This window comes from Acidaminobacter hydrogenoformans DSM 2784, assembly GCF_900103005.1.
In the GTDB taxonomy this organism is placed as follows: Bacteria; Bacillota; Clostridia; order Peptostreptococcales; family Acidaminobacteraceae; genus Acidaminobacter; species Acidaminobacter hydrogenoformans.
Genome location: NZ_FMWL01000001.1, coordinates 280,126 through 302,952, shown reverse-complemented (window position 1 = coordinate 302,952; position 22,827 = coordinate 280,126). Strand labels below are relative to the sequence as shown.

The window sequence follows — 22,827 nt, the reverse complement described above, 5'->3', positions numbered from 1 at the left end:
TCACAGGAGGTTTCATTTAATGGCTAAAAAAGTTGTGACTATGGGCGAAATCATGCTCAGGCTTTCTTCCCCAGGATTTTTGAGATTCAACCAATCGAATAGTTTTGATGTTGTCTACGGCGGCGGCGAGGCAAACGTCGCGGTTTCCCTTGCAAACTATGGCCTGGATGCTTATTTTGTCAGCAAGCTGCCTAAGCATGAAATTGGCCAGTGTGCCGTCGAAGCGCTCAGAAAGCAGAACGTCAAAACGGATTTCGTTGCCCGCGGCGGCGACCGTGTGGGCATCTACTTCCTTGAAACAGGTGCTTCCATGCGACCTTCCAAAGTTGTTTATGACCGGGCAAATTCTGCAATTTCAGAAGCAGAGATCAGCGATTTTGACTTTGACGCAATTTTCAAAGATGCCGAGTGGTTCCATTTTACAGGCATAACGCCAGCGCTGGGACCTAAAGCGGCAGCCCTGACAGAAGCAGCGCTCATTGCGGCTAAGAAGCATGGTGTTACGGTCAGTGTGGATCTCAACTTCCGCAAAAAGCTCTGGACGCCGGAGCAAGCTCAAAAGGTCATGACGCCGCTGATGCAGTATGTCGATGTCTGCATTGGAAACGAAGAGGACGCTGAGAAGGTCCTTGGCTTCAAGCCTGGTGATACAAATGTTGAAAAAGGTGAGCTTGAGCTTGCAGGCTATATGGATATGTTCCGCAGAATGCAGGATAAGTTTAACTTTAAATATGTAGCGACTTCCCTCCGTGAGAGCTATTCTGCTTCTGACAACGGCTGGTCTGCATTGATTTACGACGGCAATGAGTTCTATCACTCAAAGAAATACGAAGTGCGCATTGTCGACCGTGTAGGGGGCGGGGATTCCTTTGCCTCAGGCTTGATTTACGGTTTGATCTCAGGTAAGGATTACAAAGCGGCGCTCGAGTTTGGCGTTGCGGCTTCCGCGCTCAAGCACACCATCTTTGGTGACTTCAACCTGGTGACGGTGGAAGAGGTCGAGGCCTTGGTTGGCGGGGATGCATCCGGCAGGGTTCAGCGCTAAGAAGCTTAAGAGTACCAGAATTAAAAAATGACGAGGCAGGGAAAAGGTGGAGAGAGGCGTCAGCCGCTGGCACCTTTTTCCTGCCTGGTCTTTTCTCGTTGATTTCAGAAAGGGTGCTGTTATGAGCTACAGTTATTTACCGGTTGAGAACACACGGCATTTTTGTCAGGATATTTTTATCAAGAGTGGTTTCAGCGAAAGCGAAAGCTGCGACATTGTGGACGTCCTTTTAAAAGCTGATCTCTATGGTATTGAGTCTCATGGGATTCAGCGCTTAATCCGTTATTTCCTGGCTATGCAGGAGGGTTCAATTCTGCCTCAGGCCGAGGTCTCTGTCGTCCATCAAACGCCAATCTCAGAGGTTTGGGACGCCCCTAAGACCATGGGACAGGTCGTGGCGAAAAAGGCCATGGAAACTGCGATTGAGAAAGCCAAAAAATTTGGTGTGGGCACCGTTTGCGTCAGAAATTCCAATCATTACGGAATAGCGGGGTATTACACCTCCATGGCCGCTGCGGAGGATCTCCTTGGCGTGTCCATGACCAATACGGAGGCGATCGCGATACCTACCAATGGGCGCAAGGCCATGCTGGGGACGAGCCCAATTGCGGTCTGCATGCCGGCGGATCCAGTTAACTTCTGGTATGATGCCTCCACCACTGTGGTGACACGAGGGAAGCTTGAGGTTTACAGAAAGCAGGAGAAACCCCTGGAAGCAGGCTGGGCAGCAGATGAGAATGGCCAAGGCTGCGCAGACGCGGACCATGTGCTGAACAACATTATTGGAAAGCTGGGCGGCGGGATTTTTCCTCTGGGTGGAGAGACGGAGCTGCTGGGATCCCACAAGGGTTACGGCTTTGGCATGATCGTGGAGATCTTTACGTCGATTTTTGCAGGGGGGACAACGTCACCTCATGTGGTCAACAGCGGCAACGGGGATACCTCATTTTCCTTCTGGGCCATTGACTACGGCATCTTTGGGAACAAGGCGGAGATCAAAGACCGCCTGACCACGCTTCTGCAGGAAATGAGGGAGAGCCCGAAAGCCCTCGGTAAAGACAGGATTTACACCCACGGAGAGAAGGAAGCTGAGATGGAAGCGAAGCTCCTGGAGAGCGGAATTCCTGTCAATGAGAAGACGCTTGAAGAGATAAAGCAGATAGGCGCCCATTACGGGCTGGCGTTTGACGCGTATTTTGAGTAATGCGCTGCGCATGACATGTCGTCAGCGATCCTCCGGTGAGAACCTAAAAACCTATGAGGATGACAGAAATAGAGACCTGTGAACTGGTGATGTGCTCACCACCTTCACAGGTCTTTTCTCTTAGGTTACATTTCAGACTTTCTTAACACTTTACGTACGCCATTATGATAGACTTTTATCAGAACTTCAGTTACGAGCCGCTTAAAAGGTTGAGCAGCCGTGATTGTTGTGATGAATTAGAAAAACAAACGGATTGACATAACAGGAGGAATGCGCAAATGAACCTTCAACCGGAGCTTCAGACAGCGCTTGATCAAGCGCAGCAACCATCGATTCAACCAGCCCCTCTTCATGTACCTCAGCCCACACCCAAACCCTCAGCCCAAACGGTGCTTGCCTTAAAAAACCTCAAAATGAGCTTTGGCGCCAAGGAAGTCCTCCGGGGCGTTGATCTTGAGGCCGGGCGCGGAGAAATCATAGGCTACATAGGGCCAAACGGCGCCGGAAAGAGTACAACGGTCAAGATCATGCTGGGCTTGATCGAGGGCTACAGCGGAACGGTAGAAATCTTGGGTGAGGACATCCGGACCTCGGGCGTAAGCTATAAGCGTCATATTGGCTATGTGCCTGAAACGGCGGATCTTTATGACAATCTGACGCCCAGGGAGTATCTGACTTTTGTAGGGGAGCTTTATGGCATGTCCTTTGAAGATGCGGACAGGAAGGCCGAGGCCCTGGTGACGCTGTTTGGCATAAAGGACGTGTATCATTCGAGGATGACCTCCTTCTCCAAAGGCATGCGGCAAAAGGTGCTTCTGATCGCCAGTATCCTGCACGATCCGGATATTCTATTTCTGGACGAACCCCTCAGCGGCCTGGACGCCAACAGTGTCATGGTCGTCAAGGAGCTGCTGGAGGCGCTTGCAAAAGCCGGGAAGACCATTTTTTATTCCTCGCACATTATGGATGTGGTTGAGAAGATCAGCCACCGGATTGTATTGCTGGACGGCGGACATATTGTCGCGAATGGCACCTTTGAAGATTTGAAAGACCTGAACCACGAGGGCTCACTGGAAGCCATATTCAACCAGCTGACGGGGTTCGATACCCAGAGTGAGACCGCGAGGCAGATCCTGCAGGTCATTCGAGGGGTGAACCGCGATGAGTGATGAGGCAAGAGAAGCGGCAAGAGAGGACGTAAGAGCGGACGCAGGAGAGGACGTTCAGAAGAGTGAAAGCTTGGAAGCGGGTGGGGAAATGGGACCATCGGCAGAAGTCCTCGAGAATAGTGCGGGGAGAGACGCAAATCCCGGCGAAAGCGAAGCTCCAAGGGCAAAGAAAAAAAGCTTCAGCCCGCTGATCCTGCTGGACCGGTTCGCGGGCTTGTTCACGAAGGCTGGCGTCGATTACCCGGTCATGCGGCGGATCCTCGAAATTAAATTTCTCATGGACGGGCGGCGGGCGCCCAGCGTGGCCGGTGGCCAGAACAGGTCGGCGGGGAAAAGCGGGAATCAGTTCCTGAAGTCCCTGTGGGTCTATGGCCTGATGGGGATCATTCTGATTCCCATGATTTTGATGGGGCGCAACTTTATGTTTCAGATCAGCGCAGCCATGGGGATTGTGCTGTTTATGGTCATGACGTCGCTGATTTCGGACTTTTCGTCGGTGCTGCTGGACCTGCGGGACCGGAGTATTGTTCTGACGCGGCCGGTGGAGGGGCGGACGCTGACGGCGGCGAAGTCCATCCACGTACTGGGGTATCTGCTCATGATCACGGGGGCGCTGACCGGACCCAGTGTGATCGCAGGGTTCATCCGTCACGGCGTAGGCTTTGGCTTTCTTTACATGTGGGTGATTTTATGGATGGATCTCCTGGTGATCGTCATGACCGCCATGCTGTATTTATTGGTGCTCAGGTTCTTTGACGGGGAGAAGCTCAGGGATGTCATCAACTATGTGCAGATTGCGCTCTCCATTGCCATGGCGGTGGGGTACCAGTTTGTGGGGAGGGCGTTTCAGTTTGTCAATATGGAGATTGCGTTTGAGGCGGCCTGGTGGCATTTTCTGCTGCCGCCGGTTTGGTTTGGGGCCCTGTTCGAGGTACTCATGAACGGCAGCCAGGAGCCGTTTTTTGTAGCTATGGCGGCCATGGCGGCTGGGGTGCCGGTACTGGCGGTGCTCTTTTACGCCCGGGGTATGCAGACTTTTGAGCGCAGCCTGGAAAAACTGGAGCGGCGCGGGTCCAAAGGCAGCGCGAGACTTGGCCTGGGACACAGGGTTTCCGGCTGGATGTGCCGGTCCCAGGAGGAGGCATTGTTTTTCCGCTTCGCCCTCAACATGGTCAAGACCGAACGGGATTTCAAGCTCAGGGTGTACCCATCCCTTGGGTTTTCGTTGATTTTCCCGTTTATCTTCATCTTCAACAGCATGCAGGGCAGCACCTGGACAGAGGTTACCGCTGGGAAATCTTATCTGTTCATCTATTTCTCGGCCATGATGATGCCCACAGTCCTTCTCATGATGAAGTATTCCGCCAGTCACCAGGGGGCCTGGATCTATGCGGCGACGCCGGTGCGGGACCTGGCAGCCCTTTATAGGGGCACGCTGAAAGCCATGGTGCTCCGGCTGCTGGTGCCGGTATTTTTGCTCCTTTCGGCGGTGTTTCTGATCATTTTTGGGAGCCGGATTGTCCTGGACCTGGTGGTGGCATTTTTCAATACGCTTTTGTTCTTGATACTCTGCTTCAGGGTGCTGGGCAAGCGGCTGCCGTTCTCTGAGCCCTTTGTGGCCGGACGCAATGCGGAGGCGGGGAAAATGTTCCCGCTGACCTTTGGCGTTGGGGCCCTCGGCGGGCTTCACTATGGCGCGACGCTGCTGCCCTACGGGACATTGGTGCTGCTGGCGGTTTCCCTGGGCCTCAATGCTTATCTGTGGGGGCCAGGCTTTCGGCGCCATGTGGCTTCGAAGACGGAGCGCGTGGACCTGACCCGGTATCTGGCGGAGGCACAGGCACGGGGTTCCCGGTCGGGGACAGGGACTTATAGAGAACAAGGACAGAACCAAAGCACCCAAAGCGTTCAAAGCACTGCCGATGGTCGCCGCAGCCCCCTCTCCCGCTTAGGTCGTTCTGACCGGCTGAAGTGGCGGGGTTAGCTGACTCGGGATCACGTTCATCACATTCTATTTGCACCACCATAGGGGGCGAGCAATTTGAGGATTGGCGAATTTTCAACCCGCACCGGTGTTACGGTGGATACCCTGCGCCACTATATGGAACTGGGCCTTCTCGTGGTTGAGAAGCGCGGCGGCCAGTATGATTTTGACGAGCACGTTCAAAAGGACCTGGAGCGAATTTTACAGCTCAAGGAGATGGGTTTTTCGCTGGCTGAAGTCAAAAGGCTCTTTCAATTTGAGCGTCTGGGGGCCATGACGGATTATCAGAAGGACGTCTATTACTGCAGCCTGTTTTCTGAGCGCATCCATGCCGTCCGCCTGGAGATTGAAGCGCGTCAGAAGGCGCTGGCTGCGCTGGAAGAGGCCACAGGGGCGCTGGTGGCGTCGTCAGAGGTTAAGGGCGACGTACCGCGACAGGCCGTAGGGCTGCCACTGGAAGCTTTGCCGCTGCTGGCATGCAGACGCTGCGGCGGCGACCTTTCGCTGCATGAAGGGGAGATCCTGGAGGGCAGGGTCCTTCAGGGCAAGCTGATCTGCAGCGGTGGCTGTGGGGAGGCGGGCGGTCTTGTAGTTGAGGCGGGCATAGTCTATGTGCCGGAGCTCTGGGAGGCACAGCGCTCTGAGTTTGAAGTCCGGCGTAAGGCCATTGAAGCCAGTGGAAATGCCTCAGAGGTGGGTGACGGCACAGCTGGCTTCCTGGAAGCTTATCTGATGTCTACGGATCCGGCCTATCTGGACAGAATTTACGAAGGCCTCAGCTGGGTGCGGAGCAGAGCGGACTTTACAGGCTGCCGTGCAGCCCTTGAGCTGGGCAGCGGCCATGGCTTTTACCTACGTACGGTTTATGATCAGCTGCCGGAGACTATGATTTATGTTGCGGTTGATCACGATCCGGAGCGCCACCGTTTTTTGAAAACGATCCTGGAAGGCGCGGCTCAGCCAAGGAAGCTCGTGCTGCTCTGCGCGGACTTTCAGTCCTTGCCGCTGAAGGCAGACAGCTTTGATGTGCTCATGGATTTTACCGGCACCAGCAACTACAGTTTTGACAATGACGGGTTTTTGCCTGACATTGTGAATCCACTGATGCGTGAGAAGGCCAGGCTCTTTGGTTCGTATATTGTCTTTGAAAGGTTTGGCATAAACACCCGGATTCCAGCGGACCGGCGGCTGTGGTTTACGGAGGCGGGTGTGCTTGAGGGTCTCGCGGGGCTGGGGTATAAGCTGAATGAGACTTACAGGACAGCGGTCGTCAGTCAAGGTGGGGTATTTGAGGACTATTTTGAGGCGGACGAGAGGGTCAGGACTGTTGTGGCGGTGGGCGCGAGAGGCTCAGATGAGGTAGGCTGTGTTTGAATTTGCTGTTTTGGTGATGGTGGGGGATGAGGTGACCATCGGCAAAAAAAACAGAGATGAAGTGATTTAGAGGAAATGAAGGAAGATGGCAAGCCCGGGAAGCATGGGGTTAAGGCCATCTTTTTTTGTTTTTGGCTTGAAATTTGCGTGGAAGTTGGCCCAAAGGCCCGTTGACGTGGGGTCAGGCCCGGGGTGTTTAATGAGGGTAAGGAGGGAGTAAAATGAACGCATGGGTGGAACGCAGGAATGTTGGGCTGTTTTTGGCGGGGAAGGCCGTGAGCCAGAGTGGGTCGGCGCTGTATACGTTTGCGGCCGGGTGGTATGTGCTGGCGCAGACGGGGAGCGCGGCGACTTTTGGGCTGACGCTGGCCCTTGGGATTTTGCCGATGGTCCTGGTCATGCCCCTCGCCGGTATCCTGGCAGACCGTCTCAACCGCAAACGGATGGTGGTGGGAATGGACGCGCTGAATGGTTTCTGGTTTTTGGGGATGGCGATTTATGCAGCGTTTTATGGATTGTCTCTTGGGGCGATTTACGTGACGGCGGTGGTGACCACGGTGCTGACGACGCTGTTTTCGGTGAGTCTCGAGGCGTCCAAGCTGGCGTTGGTGTCCGAGGGGCGGCTGATGTCGCTGAACGCGTCGAGTCGCGTGGTGGAGTCTATGGTGTCGGTAGCGGGGCCGGTGTTTGGCGGTTTGGTCTATGCCTGGATTGGGGTGGAGGCTTTTTTGTGGATCAACGGGATCTCTTTTTTGCTGTCCGCGGTGTCGGAAAGCTGGATGCGGTATGAGGGAGCGGGCGTGAAGGCGGATGAGGATGCGCAAGTGGCAGCGGGAGCTGAAGTGGCTGGCGATGCAGGTATTTGGTGCAGTTTGAGAGGTGAGTTTTCAGAGGGGCTTAGGTTGGTTTGGAGCGATTCCGGCATGCGGTCGCTGGCTTGGCGATTGATGGCGATCAACTTTTTCATAGGGTTTTGTGTCTCGGTACCGCTGCCTTATGTGCTGCACCGTTCCCTCGAAGGGGGCGAGAAAGTCCTGGGTCTGGTTCAGGGCGCGTCGCCGGTGGGCGTGATTCTTGGGGCGGTTTTGATTGGGCGGCTCAAATGGGGCGTTGATCGAGCTATGAAGGCGGCGGGGGTGGTTTTGGTGGTGAGCTTTATGATCCTTGGGGGGCTTATGGGCGTGATGGCGTGGCAGGGTGTGACTGCTGCGGGTGCTGTGGGCGCTTATGCCTGGATGGGACTAATCCCTGGCATGCTGCTGCTGGGCATTGGCATTGCCTGGATTGATTTGCCGCTGTTGTATTACTTCCAAGTGGCGGTACCGGAGCATATGAAGGGACGGGTTCTCAGTGTGATCATGAGTCTGGCGAAGCTGGTGCTGCCAGTGGCACTGCTCGGTGCCGGTGTTCTGGTGGGGCGTGTGCCTGCCGGGGTATTGACGCTGGCGGGCGGTGTGTTTTATCTTGTAACACTGCTGAAGGACTGGGGGAAGTTGGCGCGTGAGACGGGTGGCAGCAGGGAAGAGGTTGGGTTGTAGGGTTTGATGAAGGTTGTCGTGTGTGGAAGGTGAGTGGTTTTTGAGGTACTGCTCCCAAAAACCAGGAAAGCCCTTTCCGGCCGGTTGCCATGGGCAACCGACTGGAAAGGGCTTTTTCCTTGGACGCATTATCAGACGTAGATCATTTTTTTCGTCATACCCCCGTCCACAACTACATTCTGCCCGGTAATGAACCCGTTTTGCGGGTCCACCAGAAAGGCCGCTGTCCGGGCAATGTCGTCAGGGATGCCGACACGGCCGACAGGGTGCTGGGACTTGTCTTCGTCACTGTGAATGGGCGGGGTCGCTTTAGAGGACTTTTGCCAGTCCCGGGTCTCGATCCAGCCCGGGCTGATGCAGTTGACGCGGATCTCAGGCCCCAGGCTGACAGACAGGGCGTGGGTCAGGGCGACAATGCCGCCTTTGGTAGCGGAGTAAGCTTCGGTGCTGGCTTCTGACATTATGGCGCGTGTGGATGCGAGGAGGAGCAGCGCGCCACCGCCTTCTGAATTTTTGAGGTGGGGGGTCGCGTGTTTGGCTATGAGGAATCCGGCGGTCAGATTGACGGCAAGGACGTCGTTCCAGAGGTCAAGGGTTAGGCTTTCGACAGGTTGGTTCGCTGAAATGGCGGCGTTGTGGATGGCGGCGTTGAGCTTGCCGTATGCTTTTAGGGTTTGGGCAAGGGCGTTTTGAATGTCATTTTCGCTTCGGACGTCGCCTTCAAGGATGAGGCAAGGGCCCTTGTCTTTGGTGAGCAGCTTTAGCTCTTCCCGGGCTTCATTGTCAATTTCCATGGTGGCGACGGCGTAGCCGAGGTTCAGGAAGTGGAGCACGAGGCCCCTGCCAATGCCCTGGCCGCCTCCGGTGATGAAAATGACACGGTTGCTCCGGGGATTATTTTGAATTGGGTTCATGGTCATGACCTCGCTTTTTAAGGAGTGTTGGTGGGGGACAGGGACATGTGGTGGGGGACAGGGACATGTGGTGGGGGACAGGGACATGTGGTGCGGGACAGGGACATAATGAGAGTTTGGGGACTGGTCAGAGGTGTAGAGTTGGGGGGAGGGGTGGGGGAAAGGGACCATCGGCAGAGCCTGAGCCTATAGAGGTAGGTATAGATTCTCTGTTTATGGAACAAATTCCTTTTAAGGCAAACATATTTGGAAGTGGATGTCGCTATGGGGGTATCAAAGGCTTGAGGAAAAACAGGATATAGGCGCCAATATTTTTCGACCTTTGCGAAGGGGGTGACGGTAAATGGCATCAAACAATCAGCGTTTGACTGCGTTCGCGCCTATCGAAGCTGCTGACGCGCGGGTTCTCATTCTGGGGTCCATGCCGAGTCAGGAATCCTTGAAGCAGCAGGCGTATTATGCGCATCCCAGAAATCAGTTTTGGAAGATCGTCTGTCATCTTCTGCATGGGACTTGTCCTGTGGCATATTCTGAAAGGTGTGCTATTTTGGTGGAGAATGGCATTGCTTTATGGGATGTCCTCGAGTCCTGCAGGCGTGAGGGAAGCGCGGATACGGCCATTAGAGATGAGGTGCCAAATGATTTTCAAAGTTTTATTATGGGGCATCCCAGGCTGGAGACTGTTTTGTGCAATGGTTCGAAATCGTATCAGCTGTATAATAAGTATATTTTGGGATCAAGGGATGGGCAAGGGCTTCCTCGTCAGCTTCAGTTGATGCGTCTGCCGTCCACAAGTCCCGCTCATGCGGTTGCCTTTGAGGAAAAGCTTGAAGCCTGGCGGGCGGCGTTTGTCGTGGCTGGGTTGATCAAGTGAACACGCGGAAAAGGCTGTGTTTTTGGTTGGGCCCAGTCCCGCGCCACGTGTCCCTGTCCCGCACCAAATCATTGTTTATTCAAAAAAAATTGCACAGCCTTCCATAAACACGTATAATAAACTTGGGTGAAATACACATTGTTTTTTTACAGCAGCAACACTCAAATCTGTTTGAAAGGAAACGCTTATGGAGAAGTCCTACAAAGCCGAAGATATCTATGAAATCCTGAGGGACCGGGTCATTCATCTCGAATATGAACCTGGGTTAGTCCTGAACGAGGAAGAACTTGCTGAAGAATTTGGGGTTAGCCGTACACCCATTCGCAAGGTATTCCAGCAGCTGAACGCGGACAACCTTCTAAACATCATTCCACGTTACGGCGCACAAGTCACCGCTGTAGACTTCAGAAAAATGAAATCTATCTTTGAGGTGACACGTCAGCTGGATCCATTCGCTGCACGCCTCGCTGTGGAGCGTATTCAGCCGTATCAAATTGCGAAACTCGAAGAGATTATGGGGCGGCTCCAAACCTATAAGATTCCCGAGGACTATCAAAAGGCCATTGATGACGACGAGATTTTTCACAAAACCGTCCTCGAGAGCAGCGGGAACCCTGCCCTTGCGGAAATCCTCTCAAAGCTGCACATGCAGACTGAGAGAATGTGGCATTATTCCGAGCAATATATCGACAGCATCAACATTTTCACAGATACTCTTGGAGAAATGCTGGAAGCCTTGAAAGAGCGTGATTTTGAAAAAGCGGAGCGCAGTTCTCGACAACATATTGATGAATTTGTAGAAAAAATCAAAAAAGAGATGCTCTAAACGATAAAAATCTCACAAAGTGCTGTGGAGAGTCTACACCTGCTCACCTTCAAATAAAGAAGGTAAGCAGGTGTTTATTTTTGTTTTTGCAGGAAAAATCCATCTTGGAGAAGGCTGAAGACAAGTAAAATCAAGGGCTTAATTAATTTGTAAATCGGTTGGTCGCAATTTGGTCAATTGTTTCTGTATAAAAACAAAAAGATTGTCAATCATTTGACTATTCAGAACTTTTGTGGTACTTTGAGAATACATAAAGTATTTTAATAAAACAGATAAGAAATACACAAGAAAATCAAATAAAAAAACAGAAATCACCCCCTGATCAAAAGAGGAGGCAAGCAACATGTCCCACCGCATCGTTACGAACAATCCTTTGGTAAGAGACAGCTATGACAACGTTATATTTATCGAGGGAAGCTATGAGGATGTCCTTATTAAAGTAAGAGACCTGGTCCATGCCGGCATTGAACTGATTGACAGCCCACTTGGCGCCAGTATCAGAATGTTGCTTTCACCTTACAGATCCATCCTGGTCGGCACAGAGCCGGGCCATATGAATACAGACCAAATCCTGCTCATTGAGCAGAGCATCCTGAACTACAGAACCCTTACTGACCGGCGAAATGCCGAGCCACAGCACGAAAAGGATTACGCGGTGGTGGACAAAGAGCTTCTAAAAGCCTCTATCCAGGCTTATGAAGATATAAGGCTACAGAACTATTCACAATTTACCGGAGGTGAATTTCTTGAAACTCGAGCTTAGAAAAATCCAAATCAAAGATGTCGTATTCGGCGAAAAAATGGAAGTCAACGGTGGCGTTCTGACCATCAACAAGGATCAAGTTGTTGCAAAACTCATGGAAGACCACAGAGTCAAGGAAATCAAAATCGACCTTGCGAAGCCAGGCGAAAAGACCAGAATTATCCCGGTCAAGGACGTCATTGAGCCTCGCGTCAAGATCGAAGGGGAAGGCAAAGGCTTCCCGGGCGTCACTGGCAAAATGGTTCAGCTGGGCGACGGCAAAGTCAATGTTCTTGACGGCGCAGCTGTTGTAACAATTGGGGACATTGTCGGTTTCCAGGAAGGCGTTGTGGACATGTGGGGCGAAGGCGCCAAGTGGACACCGTTCTCCAAGACATTCAACATTGTTGTGGATATCATTCCTAATGAAGGCCTTGAGCCACACGTCCACGAAGAAACAGTCCGACTCGCTGGCCTTAAGGCTGCAGAAATTATTGGCGAGGCCGGACGCAATGCAGAGCCTGATAAAGTCGAAGTCTTCGAAATGGGCAACCACGCTGAAGAAAGCGCGAAGTACCCTAACCTCCCTAAAGTTCTCTACGTCGAGATGCTGATCTCCCAAGGCCTTCTCCACGACGGTTACATTTATGGCGTTAACAGCCAGAAGATCCTGCCTACGCTCATCCACGCAAACGAAGAGCTCGACGGCGCGGTCATCAGTGGCAACTGCGTTGCGGCTTGTGACAAAATCACTACATACCAGCACCAAAACAACTCCGCAATCCTCGACCTCTACGCAGAGCACGGCAAGACGATCAACTTCCTGGGCGTCATCCTCACACCAGAGCTGACGACACTCGAAGGCAAGTTCAGAACTTGCGACTATACTGCAAAGCTTTGTAAAATGATGGGTGCCAATGGTGTCATCGTCTCCGAGGAAGGCTACGGCAACCCGGACTCCGACCTCCTGATGATTTGTAAGCGTCTCGAAAAAGACGGCATCAAGACGGTCCTGATCACAGATGAATGCTCCGGTTGGGATGGCATGTCTCAGCCTCTTGCAGACACGACGAAGGAGGCAGTCGCCGTCGTATCCGCGGGCAACGTCAGCCACGTCGTCACGCTCGAGCCAGCTGACAAGGTCATTGGCAGCGCTAAAGCAATCTCAACGCTTGCTGGCGGCTGGGAAGGATCCCTCTCTGAGGACGGCGCCATCAAGTGTGAACTGAACGCTGTTATTGGCGCGACTTCTGAGATTGGCTACCACAACTGCACCGTTAAACTTTACTAAGACGCGAGAGGAGGATGTCACATGTCCAGTCCATTTAAAGTACTATACTATGTCAACCAATTCTTTGGACAAGTCGGCGGCGAAGAAAAAGCCGGCATTGAGCCATTCTATAAAGAAGAAAAAATTGGTCCTGCCGGCGGCTTCGAAGGCCTGCTGGAGGGCGAGGGCACTGTCGTAGGAACCCTGGTTTGCGGCGACAACTATTTCAACGAGCACAATGCGGAAGCATTTGCTTTCATCATGGATACCATCAAGAAAGTACAGCCTGACCTTGTTGTTACAGGCCCTGCGTTCAACGCTGGCCGTTACGGCATGGCTTGCGGCGAAATTGCTGCCAAAGTCACAGAGGAACTCGGAATTCCTACCCTTACTGGTATGTATATCGAGAACCCGGGTCTTGATACTTGCCTTAGCAAAGTCATCGTTGTCAGTACCCCTGACTCAGCAGCTGGTATGAGAACCGCGCTTCCAACTATGGCGAAAATCGCGCGCAAGCTCGTTAAAGGCGAAGAACTCGATGCCCCTGAAGTTGAAGGGTACATTCCTCAGGGACGCCGTCTTACGGTCTTTTCTGACAAGCGCGGCTCCAAGAGAGCAGTTGAAATGCTCCTCGCTCGCTTGAATGACCAGCCTTTCGAGACAGAGCTTCCTATGCCGCAATTTGACCGCGTCGATCCAGCTTTGGCTATCAAAGATCTTTCCAAGGCGACGATCGCGCTCGTTACCAGCGGCGGGATCGTGCCAAACGGCAATCCGGACAGAATTCAATCTGCAAGTGCTCAGAAGTGGGGCAAATATGACATTTCAACTGCTTCAGCCCTTGTAGGCGATTATTATACGATCCACGGCGGTTACGACCCTGTGTACGCGAATGAAATTCCTGACCGCGTCGCACCTCTGGACGTTCTCAAAACTCTTGAGAAGGAAGGCGCCATTGGCAAGGTTTATGACTACTTCTATACGACAACCGGAACGGGAACTTCCGTTGGCAACGCCTTGACTTTTGGTAAAGAGATTGGCGCGGAATTGAAAGCTGCCGGCGTGGATGGCGTTATCCTCACCTCGACGTGAGGCACCTGTACTCGTTGCGGTGCAACGATGGTTAAAGAAATTGAACGCTTTGGCATTCCAATAATCCATATGTCCACAATCACAACTATTTCTCAAGCGGTAGGCGCGAATCGTATCGTCCCTACAATTGCTATTCCTTACCCGGTTGGCAATCCTAGTATTGCAGGTCCTGGCGAAGAAGCGCTTAGAAGAGAACTCGTCGTACGTGCCGTCAAGGCACTTGGTACGTCTGTCGAAGATATCACTATATTCGAATAGTAAAGTGAACCCACCGCGCTTTGCGGCCGCTGCTGCCGGGGTGCTGCTGATGTGACCATCGGCAGTGCCGGCGGCAGCTGCTTATAAGAGATGGTGCATAGGAGGTGTAAGCTATGTCAGAGCAAAAGCTCAGCATTAAAACGATTACGATTTACGCCGGCGCGTTCATAGCGTTCCTGATTGGATCTGGCTTCGCTACCGGACAAGAAATCATGCAGTACTTTGTAGCCTATGGATTCAAAGGCATTTTGGGTGCAATTGTAGTCTTTCTTTTGTTCCTCTACGTTGGAATCAGCTTCATCACCACAGGGTTTGACCAAAAGTTCCATAAAGGCAGTGAGATATACGAGCATTACTGCGGAAAATACATAGGCAAGTTCTTCGATTACTTTTCTATTGCGTTCATTTATATGTCTTTTATAGTTATGGTAGGCGGTGCTGGTGCGACGCTCAACCAGCAGTATGGCCTTCCAATTGAAGTCGGCGGCATTGGCCTCGGCATTTTGGCGGCGACTACAGTGGTCTTTGGCCTTAAGGGCATTGTGGATGTCATTGGAAAGATTGGGCCGGTCATCACGGTCATGGCGATCTTCCTGGGTCTCGCAGCCATCATTCAGAATCCGGGCGGCCTTGCTAAAGCCTCTGCGGCGATCCCTTCCATGAATCTTCTGAAGGCGTCAAGCAACTGGGTTTACGCAGCAGGCTCCTATGTAGGCTTCTGTATGTTGTGGCTGGCAGCGTTTATGGCTTCTATGGGCGCTTCGGCTAAGAGCCGCAAGGAAGCCAGCATGGGCGCTATCTTTGGCGCAGTAGGCTTCTCACTTGCCGTCATCATCATGGCGCTGGGCCTCATGGCTAACGTCGATCAGGTTGCAGGCACTCAAGTACCTTCCTTGATCCTCGCGGGTAATATCCATCCGACACTTGCCATCATCTTCTCCCTGACGGTTATCGCGGGAATTTATACGACATCTGTCCCTCTTCTCTGGTCAGTTATTGCCAGATTCTCAGAGGAGAAGACCAAGCGCTTTACAATTATGACAGGCATTTTAGCAGCTGTTGGCGTTTTCGTAGGCCTGAGAGTACCGTTTGACAGACTCGTCAATATTATCTATGTCATCAATGGTTATGTCGGTATTTTCTTGCTCGCGATCATGCTCGTCAGATCTGCCCGCAGAATCATGGCCGGCAAAGCCAGTAAGAGTGCTGTGGAAACTGAATAAGTCACCAAGTTCTAAAAAAATAAATCACGCAAAAGGGAACATCCCATGCAAGCCAAGCAGATCGACCTGCTCGGAGGGCATGGGATGTTCCTTTTAGGGCGGGACTGGGCCCGACCAAAACTCAGTGCGGGACTGGGGCCAACCAAAATATAGTCAGACGAAAAACCAAAGCCTAAACAGGCGGCTGCAGCAAAACAAACACTGCGCCCAGGACCCCAAACAGCAGCAGTCCCGCGGCGTTGTACAAAATGAAAGACTTCAGGTAGGCCTTAGCCTCACCCGGATGGTCCTTGAGAAAGATTCGGTAGGAGATCACGCTGGCCAGGGAAGCGATCAGGGTGCCCATGCCGCCTACGTTGACACCCAGGAGCAGCGGTCGCCAGCTTTCAGTGAACTCCGAAAGCAAAATGGCACCAGGCACGTTGGAAATCACCTGGCTGAGCAGAAGACCGCTGACATAAACGGAGATGGGCGACGCCAGCAGGGCAGACATCAGACTGATCACAGCAGGGATTTCCGAGAGCCTCGCCACAATGATAAAGAAGCCCACAAAGGTAGCCAGCAGCCCATAGTCAATAGCCATAAACAGCTTTGGGCGGAGCAGCAAAGTGACGCCCAGGACGACGCCTAAGGTGAGGCGGTCGCTGATCAGGTTAAAGACGGAGAGGATAATGAGGGAGAATAGCGCGAGCCAAGGCAGGAGCTGGAGTGGATGTGGGTGGTTGGGGCTGGCGAGGTCCAGAGACAGCCGGCGGACCGGCAGTCTTGATGACAGCCAGATGAGCCAAGCACCGCCCAGAGCTGAAAATGGCGCAACGACCGAAAAGAAGCTGGCGGCGGAGAGGTCGTAACGCGTGAGGATGTAGAGGTTTTGCGGATTCCCCATAGGGGTCAGGCTGCTGCCTATATTTGCGGCCAGGGTGGCCAGCACTATGGTGCGTATGACGCAGTAGTGCCCCCGGTGGCCTATGATCAGGGAAAGTGGGATCAGCATCAGCAGCGCGACATCATTAGTGATGAGCATGGCGCTGAAGAAGCTGAGGGTCACAAGGCCAATGGCAACGCGGCGCTCAGAGCGCAGCCTTCTCAGTAGCCTGATAGCTACAGCATCCAGTAGGTTCAGGCGCTCGAAGGCTTTCAACACAATCATGAGGTTAAAGAGTGTGATCAGCACTTTAAAGTCGAGGTCGGCTGTGGAAGGCAGCTTGAATAAGCTGAGCAGTGCAGCAATAGAAGCGGTTATAGATAAAACCAGATCCCTGCGGACCCAGTTTGTAAACTTGTTCCAAAGAGGATTAGTGCGGGTTTCCATGTTGCAGCTCAGCTCCTTTTTGTTGTCGATGCGATTATAGCACGCCGGAGGGGTCACAACAAGGCGGAGCTGAGATTTTTAAAGGGCTTGAGCGTCGTTTGAATGTAAGGCTACAGCCGGGGAGGTGTAGAATGAAAGACCGATTTACAATGAAAAGTCCTCATGGGTGGAAGAATATTCAAACATCAGTGAATAGATAAGAAATTGACACAAATTTCAGTAATTTCAGCTATGTTTAATTGGAACGCGGTATAATATAATTGTAACAAAAGAATGACAATGGAAAACATCCATTCTTCCAAGGTGCAGGCGCCAATTTGCAGTGCTCTTGCCACCAATCCGGAGAGGAGCAAGTCCTAATGATGATAAGTAGCGAGAAGGCGACAACCCTACAGAGTCAGGAAGTCCCTATTGACCTTGCTTTTCAGTCTTCCTGCCTGGCTGAGCCTATTTCGATCAAAACGGTTTTTTATGTAGAGAATCTCGAAGCTTCGAAGCAGTTCTATTCTACCGTCCTGGATCAAAGTCCTGTGGTAGACACCCCAGGACAAATTGAATTTCAATTGATGCCCAGTGTCCGTCTGGGGCTGGTGCCGCTGAAGGGCATAGTACATACGCTGAATCTCGCCGTGCGTCACCGGCCGGAAGGCTGCATGCCGGCTTGTGAGATCAGCCTGAAGCACCAGGATCCGGAAGCCTGTCTCGTTTTGTTTGAGGCTGCAGGGGGCAAGTTGATTCAGCCACTGAAGCACATGGACTGGGGTGAAGAGGTCGCCTATGGCCTTGATCCAGATGGCCATATGATTGCCTTTTCGAGGGCGTGAGCCTGTTCAAGGGTTTGATTTTTGTTTTTGCCGATGGTCATTTCTACCTAAGCCTTTATCTCCACCAAATACTTCCAGTATTTCTTAGGCATGTGCTGCTGCTGACGCCGCGCGCTGATTCTGCTTTGAATGGCTATATGCGTGAAATAGGTCTGCCACAGGGATCGATAGAAATCCTCGGCATCAGAATAGGACTGCGCTGTGGGCTCGAGCTCTGCCAGCCACCAGGTTTTTTGGTCGTAAAAGGCAGCGAGGTGTCTCTTGACGTCATGCAGCACCCAGGTCTGATCTCCAAGCCGGCTTGCGAAGTGAGGCGCGAGGAGGGTCGTAATGTCATAGGTTGGCTCATAGGCGCCGTAGAAGATGCCTGAGCGCGTTTCAGAAAAGCGCAATAGCCCCGTCATCAGGTGGACTTCCCGGGTGACGCGTCTGGCAGCTTCAAAGACAGGTTTTACTATAGGATGGGCCAAATGATCTACAGCTGAAGGCCCGGTTTTGAATGCATATCTCAAGAAATGAAGCAGCCCGGTGCCAATCTCCGGAGCTTCGCTGAAATAGGCGTAGGAAACTCTCTTGAAGGTTTCCATGCCAAGTTTTTGAACTATGGCTTCTATGACTTTGCCTGCCTGAGTGCTGTCCGTTTGGACTTCCTGCACCTGGGCGAGGAGCAAAGGCACGGGGTCATCTTTTTTGTGTACAGCAACGTCGCCTTTGACCTTGTATGCGGCCGCAATGGCGCACATCAATCCCTCAAAGCTGCCGTCGTAAAGAAACAGCTGCATCATGTGACAATCACCTCTTTTGCAGGAGGAATCCAAAGACCTGGATTAATGTCGAAAAAAGAAATCTGGGAAGAGGGGACTTGGAGCTTCAGTGGCTCTTCCCGGACCAAAAGGGGCCGCAGGATCCGGGTTTCATAGTTTAAGGTTTCAACGCGTTTGCCGCTGCACTGAATAAAGTATTTGGCGCGCTTCATGACGACGCCAAGTCCTTTCAGATCCTCTGCCCTGAGCGCGCTGAAGCGCCTGGATTTGAGGATGCGTCTGGCAGAGACAGGGCCTATTCCGGGCACTCTCAACAGTGTCATGAGATCTGCTTTGTTGATTTCCACTGGAAACTGCTCAGGATGTCTCAGCGCCCACTGGCACTTGGGATCCAGCTCCAGGTCCAGCTGTGGGTTTAGGTCGTCCAGCAGCTCACCAGCGGTATAGCCGTAAAACCGCAGCAGCCAGTCTGCCTGGTAAAGTCTATGCTCTCTCAGCATGGGATGCGCTACCTGGCCGGGAAGCACTGGGTGATTCTGAACCACGGGGACGTAGGCAGAGAAGTAAACGCGTTTCAGCGCATAACGCTGGTAGAGCTTTTCGGTGAGATTCAACAAAAGGTGGTCTGTTTCCCCTGTAGCGCCAACAATCATCTGAGTAGTTTGACCGGCGGGTACGAAAGAGGGCGCGCTCTTGAATCTGTTTTGGTCTGAACGTGTTTCCAGGATAGTATTACGAATTTGAGCCATAGGTGCCGTGATGGTATCAGGATTTTTGTCCGGTGCCAGCAGATTCAGACTCCTTTTAGTGGGCAGCTCAATGTTGAGGCTCATCCGGTCCGCATAGCGGCCGGCTTCTGCGATCAAGCGGGGATCTGCCCCCGGGATTGCTTTCAGATGAACATAACCGTTGAAGCGCCCTTCGGTCCTGAGGCGCCTTACGACCTCAACCATCCGCTCCATGGTATAGTCGGGACTCACGAGGACCGCACTGCTGAGGAACAGGCCTTCTATATAATTTCGTCGGTAAAAATTGAGCGTCAGATCCACAATCTCAGAAGGCGTCAAGGTAGCCCGGGGTACATCGCTGGACACCCGGTTGACGCAGTAGGCGCAGTCGTAGATGCAGACGTTGGTCATCAATATTTTGAGCAGCGAAATGCAGCGGCCATCCTCTGACCAGCTGTGGCAGATCCCTGCGGCAGCAGCGGTCCCCAGGAGCCCCTGGCTCTTTCCCCTGGAGGCTCCGCTGGAGGAGCAAGAGACGTCATATTTCGCGCTGTCTGCGAGAATTTCAAGCTTTTTCTGCCATTCCATGAAGAAACCTCCTTGATAAAAAGGACTTTTTGCAGGGAGTGCCTGTCCCCGACCAGACACAAAAAGAAACATATGTTCTGTTTCGATTATACCGCAACTTCAATGTTATGGCAACCATCGGCAAACGTATTACAATTTTAGAAAATTCTTGATAGAATATATAAAGTAGGCTTTGACCGACAATCACCGCGTTGGCGATCATCCGCGGTGCGCTTATTTAGGAGGAAAACACATGGAACAACAGTCCACAGAAAACATGATCCAAAGCACAGAAATTTGGGGTGGCCTCAACCGCCCGGACCTTACAACTTCAGAAGCGGATATCGCAGTCTTCGGCATTCCCTGGGACGGCTCCGTCAGCTTCAGAGCCGGCGCTAAGGAAGCGCCGGGTGCCCTGAGGTCCATAACCTACACCGTGGCACCTACGACAGAAAGATTCGAATCCCTTGAGGCGCTCAAGGTCAAAGACCTTGGCGATTTCAGCGGCCCGGACCGGGACGAGGTCTTCAAGCAGGTAGAGGATACCGTAGCGAACCTCGTCAAGGAGAACAAGCTTTTTACCATGATTGGCGGCGACCATTCAGTGACTATTCCGGTGCTGAAGGGCATTGATAAAGCCATCGGCAAATCCTTTGGGATCATTCACATTGACGCTCACTTTGACCTCTGCGACGCGCTCAGCGGGGATACCCTGTCCCACGGCTGCACGGAGCGGCGGGCACTTGAGCTGAACAACATTGCAGGGCCGGAGAACCTCTTTTTCATAGGCATCCGTTCCATAGAGCCACAGGAGCTTGACTTCATCAATAATTCGCCAATCCCCGTGCCGGTGGTCAGCGCCCGGGACTATTCGAGAATGGGCACACAGGCGGTCATAGAAAAAGCCAAAGCCGCCCTGGCCCACCTGGACGCGGTCTATATCACCGTGGATATTGACGCACTGGATCCGGCTTACGCGCCGGGGACGGGTACGCCACAGCTCGGCGGACTGACGGCCAGAGAGCTGCTGGATCTCCTTGAAGGACTGTTTGATCTGCCGGTCATAGGCTTTGACGTGGTCGAGGTGGCGCCGGGGCTGGATCCAGCCTGGACGTCGGTCTTCGCCGCGAGAAAAATCATTACGGAGTGTTGGGGGCACGCGCTGAGGAAGTGGGATTAAGCAAAGAAAAATCAAAAGGGTGAAGCTGCCGCGTACAATCTGGCGCCAGCTTCACCCTTTTATTTTGTCTTTATAACGCATGCTCAGTATTTTCCGACCATATATCAAGCACGCTAATTTCACTGCTGCAGCCGAATATGCTCAGAGACATTAAAATCAAAACGAATCGAATCACCCACCGCAAACGGATAATCCTTAACTTGCTTGGTAAACGCCTCTGCAATGAGCTCCCGCCCGTGCCAAACCAGCTTCACCTTCTGAATGCTTCCAAGGTATTCAATCCATGTCACCGTACCTTCCTCCGTACCTTCAGCGGATAGCCGGATCGTATCTGGACGGCACATCGTTACGCTGTGCGCATCTTCAAAAAAATTGCACTCGCCCATAAAACTGGCCACGAAACGATTTACGGGTGCTTCATAGACTTCCCTGGGCGTGCCTGTCTGGAGGATTTGGCCATCCCTCATGATGACAATCCGGTCCGCAATGGCCATGGCTTCCTCCTGGTCATGGGTGACGTAGACACTCGTGATCCCGGATTCCTTCTGAATGCTTCTGATTTCCTGGCGCATGGCAACTCTGAGCTTTTCATCCAGGTTGCTGAGGGGCTCGTCAAACAGAAGCACATCCGGATTGACCACCAGGCTGCGTGCGAGGGCTACCCTCTGCTGCTGGCCGCCGCTGAGCTCTTGAATCTTTCGAGTGCCCAAGCTTGTCAGCTGAACTTTTTCCATGATCTGCGACACTTGCCGCTGCCTCGAAGCAGCGTCTTTTTTTCGCATAAGAAGACCGTATTCAATGTTCTCGGTGACCGTCATATGCGGGAAAAGCGCGTAGCTCTGAAAGACCATGGCGGCGTTTCTCTTCTGCGGCGCCCAGGTGCTGACCTCTTCGCTGCCAAAATAAATCTGCCCGTGACCAGGATCAAGGGGAATCAAACCCGCTATAATCCGCAGAAGCGTCGTTTTCCCGCATCCTGAGGGGCCAAGCAGCGCCACGAGTTCGCCTTGAGATACCTCGAGATGGATGCCGTCGAGGGCCTTGTGCGTGCCATAAGAATGGGAAATGCCTTTAAGCCGAATGTCGATCTGAATCACCCCGCTCTTCGAACTCAATCAGGACAACGGTCGCGTCATCGTGAGTCTTCAGCCGTTGGAGCTTGACCTTCGCTGCGTCTTCTTTCTCGTGACGGCGCAGCTCCTCGACCAATGGCTCAAGGCCCTTGGCGCGAAAGGCTTCAATGAGCGCGCCCCGCTGATAAAACTGATCGAGTGGACTGATGCCGTCAGTGGTGAGCAGGCAGGTGTCCAGGGTATCCAGCGGCTCGGAGTGATAAATCCCATTCTGAATCGCTACCGGATCATGGGCCAGGATATAGTAGCCGCCCTCGGTGTTCATCAGCATGCGGTGCTCACGCAGCAAAGCCAGCTCCTCGGCGGTAAAATCCTTAAAAACACAGAAGTTTTGCCGATGGTGATTGCCATTCATCATCGCAATCACTTTGGCATCCAGGTGTTTCAGACTGTCGTCGGTGATGATCCGCACCATGCCACTCTTATCTTTCAAGGATATCTCCGCGTCCCCCAGCACAAAGCATTCCAGCTGTGTACCGACTTTTCGGACTACCGCCAAGGCCGAGGAGACCTGCTCGAGGCTCGAGAGGCTTTCGACAGGCTTGAAGGTCGAAAAGGCGGCGTTGAAAGCGAGAACGCCTGCTTCCAGGATCTCGTGAAGGGTCTTGTCCAGCTGATCCAGATGGGTCATCAAATAATCATGCCACCAGTGGACCATCCAGACAACGTCGTTTTCAGCAGGGGTGTAGCAGGTGTCGACCAAAGCGGAGGCGCCATCCATGACAAAAGCGCCATGGCAGGTAACGCCGTAGATATCCTCATTTGAGGTTTTGACGCTATGGGTAAAAGCGGTGGTTTTCATACTG

Annotated in this window: 20 protein-coding genes; 14 read left to right on the top strand and 6 right to left on the bottom strand. The window is 52.7% G+C overall.

The genetic code is table 11. The features are described 5' to 3' along the window. Window positions 1-19 precede the first annotated feature (19 nt). From BLP63_RS01325 to BLP63_RS01300, 6 genes are all read left to right on the top strand, one after another. Window positions 20-1,045 (top strand): sugar kinase, encoded by a 1,026-nt coding sequence (locus tag BLP63_RS01325; RefSeq protein WP_092589080.1) that lies wholly within the window; start codon window positions 20-22, stop codon window positions 1,043-1,045. 121 nt (window positions 1,046-1,166) lie between these two features. After that, a complete protein-coding gene (locus tag BLP63_RS01320; protein WP_092589196.1) occupies window positions 1,167-2,249 on the top strand; it encodes an Ldh family oxidoreductase in 1,083 nt (360 codons plus the stop codon). Between the two features lie 278 nt (window positions 2,250-2,527). Next, window positions 2,528-3,418, top strand: coding sequence for an ABC transporter ATP-binding protein (locus tag BLP63_RS01315; RefSeq protein ID WP_092589079.1), 891 nt, complete (start codon window positions 2,528-2,530; stop codon window positions 3,416-3,418). Beyond that, window positions 3,411-5,402 (top strand): ABC-2 transporter permease, encoded by a 1,992-nt coding sequence (locus BLP63_RS01310; protein ID WP_092589078.1) that lies wholly within the window; start codon window positions 3,411-3,413, stop codon window positions 5,400-5,402. The genes BLP63_RS01315 and BLP63_RS01310 overlap by 8 nt, the downstream gene beginning before the upstream one ends. Window positions 5,403-5,459: 57 nt before the next feature. Further along, window positions 5,460-6,776 (top strand): MerR family transcriptional regulator, encoded by a 1,317-nt coding sequence (locus tag BLP63_RS01305; RefSeq protein WP_092589077.1) that lies wholly within the window; start codon window positions 5,460-5,462, stop codon window positions 6,774-6,776. Window positions 6,777-6,997: 221 nt separating this feature from the next. Continuing rightward, window positions 6,998-8,314 carry an MFS transporter gene (locus BLP63_RS01300; protein ID WP_092589076.1) on the top strand — a complete coding sequence of 439 codons (1,317 nt, stop codon included), beginning with the start codon at window positions 6,998-7,000 and terminating at the stop codon, window positions 8,312-8,314. Between the two features lie 131 nt (window positions 8,315-8,445). Here the strand turns inward: BLP63_RS01300 and BLP63_RS01295 are convergent, their stop codons facing one another. Next, a complete protein-coding gene (locus BLP63_RS01295; protein WP_092589075.1) occupies window positions 8,446-9,228 on the bottom strand; it encodes an SDR family oxidoreductase in 783 nt (260 codons plus the stop codon). A gap of 343 nt (window positions 9,229-9,571) precedes the next feature. Here BLP63_RS01295 and BLP63_RS01285 point away from each other — a divergent pair, with 343 nt between their 5' ends. The 6 genes from BLP63_RS01285 to BLP63_RS01255 all read left to right on the top strand — a co-directional run bounded on the left by BLP63_RS01285 (window position 9,572) and on the right by BLP63_RS01255 (window position 15,513). Then, on the top strand, window positions 9,572-10,102 hold the full coding sequence (locus BLP63_RS01285; RefSeq protein ID WP_170829218.1) for a DNA-deoxyinosine glycosylase: 531 nt from the start codon (window positions 9,572-9,574) through the stop codon (window positions 10,100-10,102). 187 nt (window positions 10,103-10,289) lie between these two features. Continuing rightward, window positions 10,290-10,928 (top strand): GntR family transcriptional regulator, encoded by a 639-nt coding sequence (locus tag BLP63_RS01280; RefSeq protein WP_092589073.1) that lies wholly within the window; start codon window positions 10,290-10,292, stop codon window positions 10,926-10,928. A 343-nt stretch (window positions 10,929-11,271) separates the two neighbouring features. Then, window positions 11,272-11,691, top strand: coding sequence for a GrdX family protein (locus BLP63_RS01270; RefSeq protein WP_092589071.1), 420 nt, complete (start codon window positions 11,272-11,274; stop codon window positions 11,689-11,691). After that, the gene (locus BLP63_RS01265) at window positions 11,675-12,961 is read left to right on the top strand and encodes a glycine/sarcosine/betaine reductase component B subunit (RefSeq protein ID WP_092589070.1); all 1,287 of its coding nucleotides are present in this window, start codon (window positions 11,675-11,677) and stop codon (window positions 12,959-12,961) included. The genes BLP63_RS01270 and BLP63_RS01265 overlap by 17 nt, the downstream gene beginning before the upstream one ends. 21 nt (window positions 12,962-12,982) lie before the next feature. Then, window positions 12,983-14,290: a glycine/betaine/sarcosine/D-proline family reductase selenoprotein B gene (locus tag BLP63_RS01260; protein ID WP_092589069.1), complete on the top strand. Its 1,308-nt coding sequence runs from the start codon at window positions 12,983-12,985 to the stop codon at window positions 14,288-14,290. Between the two features lie 113 nt (window positions 14,291-14,403). Further along, window positions 14,404-15,513 carry a YkvI family membrane protein gene (locus tag BLP63_RS01255; RefSeq protein ID WP_092589068.1) on the top strand — a complete coding sequence of 370 codons (1,110 nt, stop codon included), beginning with the start codon at window positions 14,404-14,406 and terminating at the stop codon, window positions 15,511-15,513. Between the two features lie 172 nt (window positions 15,514-15,685). Here BLP63_RS01255 and BLP63_RS01250 read toward each other — a convergent pair whose 3' ends face one another. Further along, the gene (locus BLP63_RS01250; RefSeq protein WP_092589067.1) at window positions 15,686-16,825 is read right to left on the bottom strand and encodes an SLC13 family permease; all 1,140 of its coding nucleotides are present in this window, start codon (window positions 16,823-16,825) and stop codon (window positions 15,686-15,688) included. Between the two features lie 359 nt (window positions 16,826-17,184). Between BLP63_RS01250 and BLP63_RS01245 the strand changes: the two genes are divergently transcribed. Continuing rightward, complete coding sequence (locus BLP63_RS01245) at window positions 17,185-17,649, top strand: VOC family protein (protein WP_092589066.1); 465 nt, start codon at window positions 17,185-17,187, stop codon at window positions 17,647-17,649. Window positions 17,650-17,696: 47 nt separating this feature from the next. On the opposite strand, the gene BLP63_RS01240 is transcribed toward BLP63_RS01245, so the two are convergent. Continuing rightward, window positions 17,697-18,434 carry a TIGR03915 family putative DNA repair protein gene (locus BLP63_RS01240; RefSeq protein ID WP_092589065.1) on the bottom strand — a complete coding sequence of 246 codons (738 nt, stop codon included), beginning with the start codon at window positions 18,432-18,434 and terminating at the stop codon, window positions 17,697-17,699. Next, window positions 18,431-19,729 carry a putative DNA modification/repair radical SAM protein gene (locus tag BLP63_RS01235; RefSeq protein WP_092589064.1) on the bottom strand — a complete coding sequence of 433 codons (1,299 nt, stop codon included), beginning with the start codon at window positions 19,727-19,729 and terminating at the stop codon, window positions 18,431-18,433. The genes BLP63_RS01240 and BLP63_RS01235 overlap by 4 nt, the downstream gene beginning before the upstream one ends. A gap of 232 nt (window positions 19,730-19,961) precedes the next feature. On the opposite strand from BLP63_RS01235, the gene speB reads away from it, so the two are divergent. Next, the gene (gene speB, locus BLP63_RS01230; protein ID WP_242870742.1) at window positions 19,962-20,888 is read left to right on the top strand and encodes an agmatinase; all 927 of its coding nucleotides are present in this window, start codon (window positions 19,962-19,964) and stop codon (window positions 20,886-20,888) included. Window positions 20,889-21,007: 119 nt separating this feature from the next. Here the strand turns inward: speB and BLP63_RS01225 are convergent, their stop codons facing one another. Continuing rightward, entirely contained in the window at window positions 21,008-21,985 is a 978-nt protein-coding gene (locus tag BLP63_RS01225; RefSeq protein WP_207646389.1) for an ABC transporter ATP-binding protein, read from the bottom strand. Further along, entirely contained in the window at window positions 21,960-22,823 is an 864-nt protein-coding gene (locus BLP63_RS01220; protein WP_092589063.1) for a PP2C family serine/threonine-protein phosphatase, read from the bottom strand. The genes BLP63_RS01225 and BLP63_RS01220 overlap by 26 nt, the downstream gene beginning before the upstream one ends. Between the last annotated feature and the right edge of the window lie 4 nt (window positions 22,824-22,827).